The organism is Enterococcus eurekensis (genome assembly GCF_042654605.1).
Classification (GTDB): Bacteria; Bacillota; Bacilli; order Lactobacillales; family Enterococcaceae; genus Enterococcus_I; species Enterococcus_I eurekensis.
Window position 1 is genome coordinate 1 of the sequence record NZ_JBHSGT010000026.1, and the last position, 8253, is coordinate 8253.

Annotated in this window: 10 protein-coding genes and 1 riboswitch; of the genes, 2 read left to right on the plus strand and 8 right to left on the minus strand. The window is 36.4% G+C overall.

The window, feature by feature from the left end; all coding sequences use genetic code 11:
* Positions 1-349: 349 nt before the first annotated feature.
* From ACFO3L_RS04705 to ACFO3L_RS04730, 6 genes are all read right to left on the minus strand, one after another.
* Positions 350-823 (minus strand): type II toxin-antitoxin system VapC family toxin, encoded by a 474-nt coding sequence (locus tag ACFO3L_RS04705; protein ID WP_379964363.1) that lies wholly within the window; start codon positions 821-823, stop codon positions 350-352.
* A complete protein-coding gene (locus ACFO3L_RS04710) occupies positions 816-1517 on the minus strand; it encodes an ImmA/IrrE family metallo-endopeptidase (protein WP_379964365.1) in 702 nt (233 codons plus the stop codon). The genes ACFO3L_RS04705 and ACFO3L_RS04710 overlap by 8 nt, the downstream gene beginning before the upstream one ends.
* Positions 1510-1830: a helix-turn-helix domain-containing protein gene (locus ACFO3L_RS04715; protein WP_379964383.1), complete on the minus strand. Its 321-nt coding sequence runs from the start codon at positions 1828-1830 to the stop codon at positions 1510-1512. Before ACFO3L_RS04715 ends, ACFO3L_RS04710 begins: the two co-directional genes overlap by 8 nt.
* Positions 1831-2082: 252 nt before the next feature.
* Complete coding sequence (locus tag ACFO3L_RS04720; protein ID WP_379964367.1) at positions 2083-3276, minus strand: glycoside hydrolase family 3 protein; 1194 nt, start codon at positions 3274-3276, stop codon at positions 2083-2085.
* A 61-nt stretch (positions 3277-3337) separates the two neighbouring features.
* Positions 3338-3868, minus strand: a complete 531-nt coding sequence (locus ACFO3L_RS04725; RefSeq protein ID WP_379964369.1) for a folate family ECF transporter S component — start codon at positions 3866-3868, stop codon at positions 3338-3340.
* Positions 3869-3906: 38 nt separating this feature from the next.
* Positions 3907-4004: riboswitch (THF riboswitch) on the minus strand.
* 100 nt (positions 4005-4104) lie between these two features.
* Positions 4105-4671 carry a hypothetical protein gene (locus tag ACFO3L_RS04730; RefSeq protein ID WP_379964371.1) on the minus strand — a complete coding sequence of 189 codons (567 nt, stop codon included), beginning with the start codon at positions 4669-4671 and terminating at the stop codon, positions 4105-4107.
* 195 nt (positions 4672-4866) lie between these two features.
* On the opposite strand from ACFO3L_RS04730, the gene ACFO3L_RS04735 reads away from it, so the two are divergent.
* Both ACFO3L_RS04735 and ACFO3L_RS04740 read left to right on the plus strand, forming a co-directional pair.
* Positions 4867-5064 carry a type II toxin-antitoxin system HicA family toxin gene (locus ACFO3L_RS04735; protein WP_379964373.1) on the plus strand — a complete coding sequence of 66 codons (198 nt, stop codon included), beginning with the start codon at positions 4867-4869 and terminating at the stop codon, positions 5062-5064.
* A gap of 37 nt (positions 5065-5101) precedes the next feature.
* Entirely contained in the window at positions 5102-5488 is a 387-nt protein-coding gene (locus tag ACFO3L_RS04740) for a type II toxin-antitoxin system HicB family antitoxin (protein WP_379964375.1), read from the plus strand.
* Between the two features lie 50 nt (positions 5489-5538).
* Here ACFO3L_RS04740 and ACFO3L_RS04745 read toward each other — a convergent pair whose 3' ends face one another.
* Positions 5539-7299, minus strand: a complete 1761-nt coding sequence (locus ACFO3L_RS04745) for a metal ABC transporter solute-binding protein, Zn/Mn family (RefSeq protein WP_379964377.1) — start codon at positions 7297-7299, stop codon at positions 5539-5541.
* Positions 7300-8022: a metal ABC transporter ATP-binding protein gene (locus ACFO3L_RS04750; RefSeq protein ID WP_379964379.1), complete on the minus strand. Its 723-nt coding sequence runs from the start codon at positions 8020-8022 to the stop codon at positions 7300-7302. It lies immediately after the preceding gene.
* Between the last annotated feature and the right edge of the window lie 231 nt (positions 8023-8253).

The window sequence follows — 8253 nt, forward strand, 5'->3', positions numbered from 1 at the left end:
TGTGCCTCAACCGAAGCCGATTCATCTACACGACTAAAGTCGCGAGTGTTCTCGGCTAGTTAATAAAAAAATGCCCGCGCACTCACTTTGATTGTTACTTTAGCCAGGATTTCCATTTTCCTGCGAAAAATTACCTTGTTTGTGGAAGCTTCGAGTAGTACTTTGAATGATGTCGCTTCGATGCCTTAAATATATATATATCGATCAACTGTCATTTGTTTCTGAAATATGCATCAATTTGGTTTGTTTGGGATACTCCTAAAGTTGCTTTTATGAATGTTTTGTATTCTTTTATTTTACAAATATCTTTTTCAATCAATTTATCACCGATTTCAAAAAGACTATCAACTTAAATGAACTCTTCAGGTACAGTCTCTGATCCCTCATTTATTTTCAAGTCATACTGATTAATCACTTCTTTGAAATCATTGTCATGACTTGTGATTAAAGGAACCTTTAAAAACTGACAACCTGCCAATATCCCAATATCACCCAAATCACTAGTCATTTTGTTTTTTCGTTTCTCTTGGTATTCACTGAAATACTGACGGTATTGTTCGTAAATCGCATCATAGATTGCATACTCTATCTCTGTTAAGAGCTGTTCATTATCAGGATCAAATAACTGCCAAGTTTTTGACACTTCAATTTTAGCTTGCATGAATTCTTTGACCGACTCCGATTGTATTTCATCCATAATATCTTTATGAATATAGATTGTATCGTACAATTGTTCCAACCAGTGATCGACTTGGTATTTTTTGAATTCGCACATAAACAGTAGGATATTAGTGTCAATGAATGTTTGATCTAATCTAGTCATTCGGGGCTTCCTTTTCACTTTCAGCTATTGATTTTGATAAAATTTCTAGACTTTCAAAACGTTTCTTAGAGCTAGCAAGATCTAAGTGACTCCCCCCTATTCCCCATGATTTTCTCAATACCTGTAATTTATTTTCTATTTCTTTAAGATAGGGGTCCTCTACACTAAGTACGATTTTTTTCAATTCTTTATTTATTTTTGAAACGCTTAGAGATAATTCTTTATATCTTTTATATAGCGTCTCATATGGAACTTGTGACAAATCCGTTAGTATGAAAAAAATTTCTATTTCGTCATACCCCAAACTCTTTAGCATTCTTTGTTTTTCAAATACTATTTTTTCAGGTAGCAGTAGATTGGCAGCGAAGTGATCTGCTGCACGTTCATCTTCTTTTGTATTTTTTAGCGGATCAATATTATCATCTAAATGATAAATTTCATGAGCAATTGTAAATTTTTGAAGTCTCTCATTAAAATTAGAATTAATAAAAATAAATTTCTCATTCATTTTTTGAGTACTAAATCCTAAAGCTTCGGGATCATAAATCGTATCGTAGATTAAGTGAATCCCTTTAAATTTAACGATTTCTTCAATTACTGGTCCAATAAAATCTGTTACACTTAATTCTTCTAAAAATATTATTGCTGCGTGTCTTGAAAAATTATGTATGGTATCACGATTTATTTTACTCATTCATATAGATTCCTTTCAAACGAATATAGTCATCCATTTGCACCTTCACTTTAGCTATTTTACTTCTAGCTGCTCTTGATTTAAATTCGCCTCTTGTTTGTATCAGATAATCACTGTCATTCGTTAAATCCAATAGTTCTTCCAATGGAGTAGAAAGAACTATTGAAAAAAGAACAATTAACTCCTTATTTAATGTTCTTTCGCCACTTAAAAGCATAGACACATAGCTACGAGAGATATTCATTTTACTTGATAATTCTTCATGCGTTAGTCCTTGCTTTTCTACCCCTTGTTTGATTTTTTTTAATATCATATTCACTGTATCTTCTCCTTTCATTCAACCCTTATTTTCATAAATACTACAAAATAACATCGAATCATCCGTTACAGTTATGACTTATGATATATAGTCACAATTGTCACAAAAAAACATAGGTGAATTGTGACGTTAAAATATTTTTATAAATTTTTTTAAATAAAAAAGAGATAGAAAGACTCATTCAATAGCCCTTCTATCTCTTAAAGTATTCAACTTTTTTTATTTCTTCAATCAACTAACAGACTCTCACTCTATCATCCCTAATCTTTCTTTCAACTTTAAGATACGCATAACGGATGCATCGAGTGCGTCTTCACTATATTCCCCACTCTTGACTGCTTCAATGACCGTTGGAATTTGACTCGCGTAACTAGATGACAAGACAAGGTCGTTACCGGCTTTTAAGGCCGCTAGCCCAGCTTCTTCTTGAGAGATAAAGTCGGCTAAGCCAACCATGTCCATATCATCGGTCATCACAACCCCATTAAAGCCAAGTTCATCACGTAAAACGTGATTGATTTTTGGAGAAATTGAAGCAGGAACGTCGGGATCGATACTCGTTACTATATTGTGCGAAACTAAAATACTATCGACTCCCGCTTTAATTCCTGCTTGAAAAGGTAAGAAATCATTTTGGCGAAGTTCTTCGATGGGACGTTCATCTCGTACGATTTCAATATGCGAATCGAGATTATTACCGTAACCGGGAAAATGTTTCAAGGTTGAGGCAACTTGGGTTTCTTTGAGACTATTTACAACGGTCTCAACAAAGGTACTCGTACCTTTCGCGTCTTGTCCAATTGTGCGTTCATAAATAAAGGCATTCGGATCTGTCGCTACATCGGCAACTGGGAACAGTCCTAATTGGATGCCGTAGCTTGTTAGAATCTCCGCTTTTTGAACGGCATCAGCCGCAATCCCTTCCCATCCATTGGCTTGATAAATCGCTTGTGGTGATTGAAATGGACTCGCAGCAAGGTTTGGATTCCGACTAATTCGGGTCACGGTCCCTCCTTCTTCATCGGCTCCAATAAACATTGGAATCTCTTTATCGCTTTGTAATGCTTGAATTTTATTTAATAAACTGTCAGCTGTTTCGTTTTCAAAATAAGCCCCAAATAATAAGTAGCCCCCGATATGATAGGTTTGGCTATCAGATACAGCTATTTCACCAGGATAACGGGCTAAAAAGAGTTGCCCAACTTTTTCCTCAATCGTCATTGCTTCGATTTGTTTAAGTATTGGATCGCTTGATTCTGTCGATTCGCTTGTTATGCTAGAGTCACTACTATTTTGGCTGCTAGTCTGGCTAGTCGATTGACTGCTAGATGTTTCATTTGTCGAATCACTCGTGCTTTGGTTTTGTTGCCAAATAACAAAGACGGCACCGACAATAATTAGCGCTAAGACCGCACCTAGTAACGGGATGGTTTTTTTCATTCAAAAACTCCTTTCCATGTCTCATTTTAGAGTACATCGAAAGGAGTTTGCTTGCAAGAAATTAGAATGAATAACGACTACGTTTCATTAATTGTCTGACCGGTATCATCCGTCCAACAACATAAGTTAAACCAGTTTGAATCGGTAACATCAAAATCGCTTTTGTTAATCTTGGTGCCCAGATAACCCAACTTGTTAAAGGTTGATTATACATGATAGCTAACCAAATCGGCGTAAGAATCAGTCCAATTAAAACGGTGTTTGCGACAGTACATAAAAAAGCATTTCTCCAAGTCACTTCTTTTTTATAGAAGAAGTAACCATAAATCACACCACCTAAAAAGGCATTTAGTGTGAAGCCTGGGAAAAAGGCTGCTTTGGCAAAAAGCATCATTCCGACTAAATCGGCGATGACTGCGCCAATGCCGGTCCAAAATGGGCCAAACATCATTCCCATGACAATTTTTGGCACAAAATCAAACGAGATTTTGATAAATTGCCATTCAAAACCTAAGATTCGAGACAAGACGACCATTATGGCAATCAACAGCCCCATCATACTTATCATATAAGCACCCGGTTTTTTGTTCATTTTGAAGCATCTCCTCTAAGAGTTGCAACATTCGATTATGCAGCGAATGCGAAAACAAAATCGCAGACTTGAAAGTCCTTCGTCCAAAAACAACATTCCATTTTTTGACACTTGACGCTTTGTTTTCTACTCTGTTTTTTATTTAGGCGTCTGACGGCCTATGAGGAAAATATAACACAAAAAAACTTTTTCAGCAACGAACATTTATTTTCTGAAAAAGTTTTTTATTCGGATTGTTACGATAATTTTAGTTCCTTCGCTTTTGATAAAATTGGAATATCAAAGCCACGTCCGAGTGCTTTTGCCACAAAATAAGCTAAGTTGTAATCAACCATACTATGGATGACCCCACCCAATCCCATTAGGACAAATAAGAAGTAGAAGATATTTCCTTCAACTTGTAGTTGTCCGCCGAATAAGAAGGCTACGACGACAACTAATTCAACCGCTGAGTGAATCACCGCAATTAAAAAACTAAATAGTTGAAATTTTTTAGGATTCAAAACAATATTGGGATTCTTTTGTAAATAGTACGCTCCGATAAGTGCAAAGACAATATGCGAAAGTGCGCGTAATGTAATAATGAAAGGTAAACCGTTTAGTAAAAAACCGAATGTTGTTCCAATTGCAACCGCAATCGTCACAGGTACTGAAAAGAACATCGCAATAAATAATGGTACGTGACTCGCTAATGTAAAGGATGCAGGACCAATCACGATTTTAGGCATAACCATTGGAATAATGACAGCCATGGCAATTAATAACGCAGAAATAGTTAGTTGACGCACTGAATTTTTTTTCATATTTTACTCCCCTTAGAAGTGTCTTGACACTTTTATTTGATTGTAGTGTAACTTTTTATTGAAGAACTGTCAAGACACCTGGTTGAAAATTTTCTTGAAAATCGAGAAAAAGTCCGTAACAGTAGTCGAAGTATTTTTCATTGACAGTACGTATAGGGCGTATTATACTATCAGTGTCAGGAGGTTATCGTACGCATGCCGATGACAATAAAAGAAGCCGAGACAATTCTTCGCTTGATTGGCTTTCAAGAAGTTCCTGGAGGTAAAGGATCTCATCGCAAGTTTGAAAAAGCTGGCGAACGTCCTTTTATCTTACCGAATCATAAGAAAGAACTATCAAGAATTGTCGAATCTACTTTAAAGAAGGCTTTGAAAAAATTTGAAGAAGAGTAGCTCTCTTCTTCATCTTAAGAAAAAGGAGTGAATTTCAATGCTGAAAATTTATCCTGCTATATTCGAAAAAGATCTGACGGGCTACGGGATTTTCTTTCCAGATGTTGAAGGAGCGGTTACTCAGGCTGATACTTTGAATGAAGGCTTAGAGATGGCTTCGGATGCTTTAGGAATTCAACTTGCTTGGAATATCGAAAACCATTTGCCACTCCCTGATATTTCCGAAATCAATCAGCTTTCAGTCGATCGAACAACACAGTTTGCTACTTTGATTTCAGTTGATTTAACCGATTATTTACAAGATACTAAAGCTGATAAGAAGACGATTAAAATTCCTCATTGGCTAAATATCCGAGCAGAAAAAGCAGGGGTTAACTTCTCAAAAACAATGACAGAAGCTTTGATGGATAAACTCAATATTTAGAAAAAAGATGAACCAATCTTCTATTAAGAAGATGGTTCATCTTTTTTGATTTATTTTTGTGACAATCCTTGAACAATTTGATCAATATTCCATTGCATCATGGCGTAATAACTGTCGCCTTTCGTTCCTGGTTCTGAAAGTGAATCGGTGAAAATTTGACTATAAATTGGAATTCCTGTTTCATTTGAGACACTTTGCATTGGTTTTGGGTTCATGCTGCTTTCCAAAAACAATGCCGGCACATCCGATTCTCGTAGTTGATCAATTAATATTTTTAATTGTTCCGGTGTCCCTTCTTCTTCCGTATTGATTTCCCAAATGTAGGACGACGGAATCTGATAAGCTTTTGAAAAATACTTAAAGCTCCCTTCACTTGTGACAATTCGTTTCTGCGTGTCTGGTATTTTGGCAATTCGTTGAAGGCTTTCTTCATGCAAAGCTTTTAATTTTTGTAAATATTCTTCGGCGTTTTTCTTATAAAACCCTTGATTTTCCGGATCTTTTTGGCTGAGTTTTTCGGTAACCGTTTCAACATACAGCATACCATTTGCCACGCTTAACCATGCGTGTGGGTCTTCTTTTCCTTGATTTTGACTTCCTTCAAGGTATAACGGCTCCACTTTTTCACTGACAGCAAAATAATCTTCATTTGCTTTCTTCTCTGCATTGTTCATCAGCTTTTCAAACCAGGCATTTCCTCCTGTTTCGAGATTCAAGCCATTATAAAAGACAATATCGGCATTGGTTGCTTGGCGAATGTCTTCTGGCAAGACTTCGTGGTCATGTGGATCTTTACCAATTGGCACAATGCTATGAATCGCCACTTTCTCCTGTCCAACCTGTTTGATCATGTCGGCTAAAATCGCGTTGGTTGCAACGACTTGGAGCTGATTTTGATTGAGTGTCGTCTGAGTTGATTGATGATACAGTTGAATTCCTACACCAATCAATAGCACTGTTGCTAAGGCTTTGAGACTATTTTTCTTTCCATGCTTTTGTCTTTGTTGTGGCGATAGGAAAAAACCAATAACAAAAATAACTGCTGCAGTTAAGACGATACTTGAACCGGCCGCTATATTAAAGCTATAGCCAATAAAAAGTCCCACTACTGAAGAAACTGCACCGATCAATGAAGAAACAATTAGCATATGACTTAAACGTTTCGTATAAAGAAAAGCCGTCGCGGCTGGTGTGACAAGCATTGCAACGACGAGTACCGTTCCGACGCTTTGCATAGCAGTCACTGATACGAGCGTTAATAACAACATTAATAAATAGTGATACGCTTGAACGTTCATTCCGAAGGCTTTGGCCATCATTGGGTCAAAAGATGTAATCAGTAACGGACGGAAAAATAAAATCACCAGTGCGACAACGAGTACTGTAATGCCTAATGTTAACCATTTATCCGTATTTTGCACCGCTAAGACATTCCCAAATAATATATGAAATAAATCCGTCGAACTATTGGCGACACCAATTAATATGACTCCAAGAGCTAAGAATGAACTAAAAGTAATCCCAATGGCGGTATCGCTTTTAACGATACTATGGTTCGAAATATACGTAATCAAAATGGAGGCCAATATTCCAAAAACAATTGCCCCAACAAAAAAATTAACGCCTAGAATATATGACAAAGCTACACCTGGTAATACGGCATGCGAAATCGCATCCCCCATTAAAGACATCCCACGTAAGATAATGAAACACCCAATCACACCTGCGGCGATCCCAATAGCAACCGAAGCTACTAAGGCATTTTGTAAAAATTGATATTCAACAAGACCTTCAATAAATGCTTGAATCATTTAGACACCTCCCAATACAATGAGTTGTTGTCCAAAAGCTTTGGCAAGTATTTCTGGTTGAAAAACTTCTTCCGTATTGCCAAACGCTATCAACTGTCGATTCATTAAAACGAGTTGATCAAAATAATCAACGACTTTACTTAAGTCGTGGTGCACGATAAAAATATATTTTCCTTGTTGTTTCATTTGGTGTAATAATTCCATAATGATTTCTTCACTCACGACATCAATCCCGACAAAAGGTTCATCTAAGAAAATCAGCTGTGCTTCTTGAACCAACGTTCTAGCAATCAGGACACGTTGGAATTGTCCACCTGATAATTCTCCAATTTGATTGTTCTTAAAGGTCAGCATATCAACTGCTTCTAAGGCTTGAGTAACCTTTTGCCAATCTTTTTTCGTTAATCGTTGATAAAATCTTTTATTTGGATATAGTCCTAGTGAAACACATTCCGCAACTGTAATGGGAAAGGTATAATCGACTGCACTTTTTTGTTCCACATAAGCAATTTCTTTTTGGAAATGTTTCAACTTTTTCTGATTGAATGTCATCTCCCCTTGATGACTAATTAAATTTAACATTGCTTTTAATAGTGTCGATTTCCCGGCACCATTGGGACCGATAACGCCAATAATACCTGGTTGCTCTATTTTAAAAGAAACATCTTCAATTGCTAATTGTTTACCGGTGTAACTCACCGACATTTTTTGAACTTCTAACATCTTCGTTCCCCCTTTTTTTATTTTTAGGCTAACCTAAACTTTGAGTCTATCTTAAACTTAAATGTTAGAAACTGCAACTGTTTTATGAATTTTTATTAACTAGCCGAGAACACTCGCGATTTTAGTCGTGTAGATGAATCGGCTTCGGTTGAGGCACAGTATTTTACTGTGTCAATCAACCGACATATATTATTTTTTTCTAAAGGTTTAAGCTTTGATTTAATAGCATAT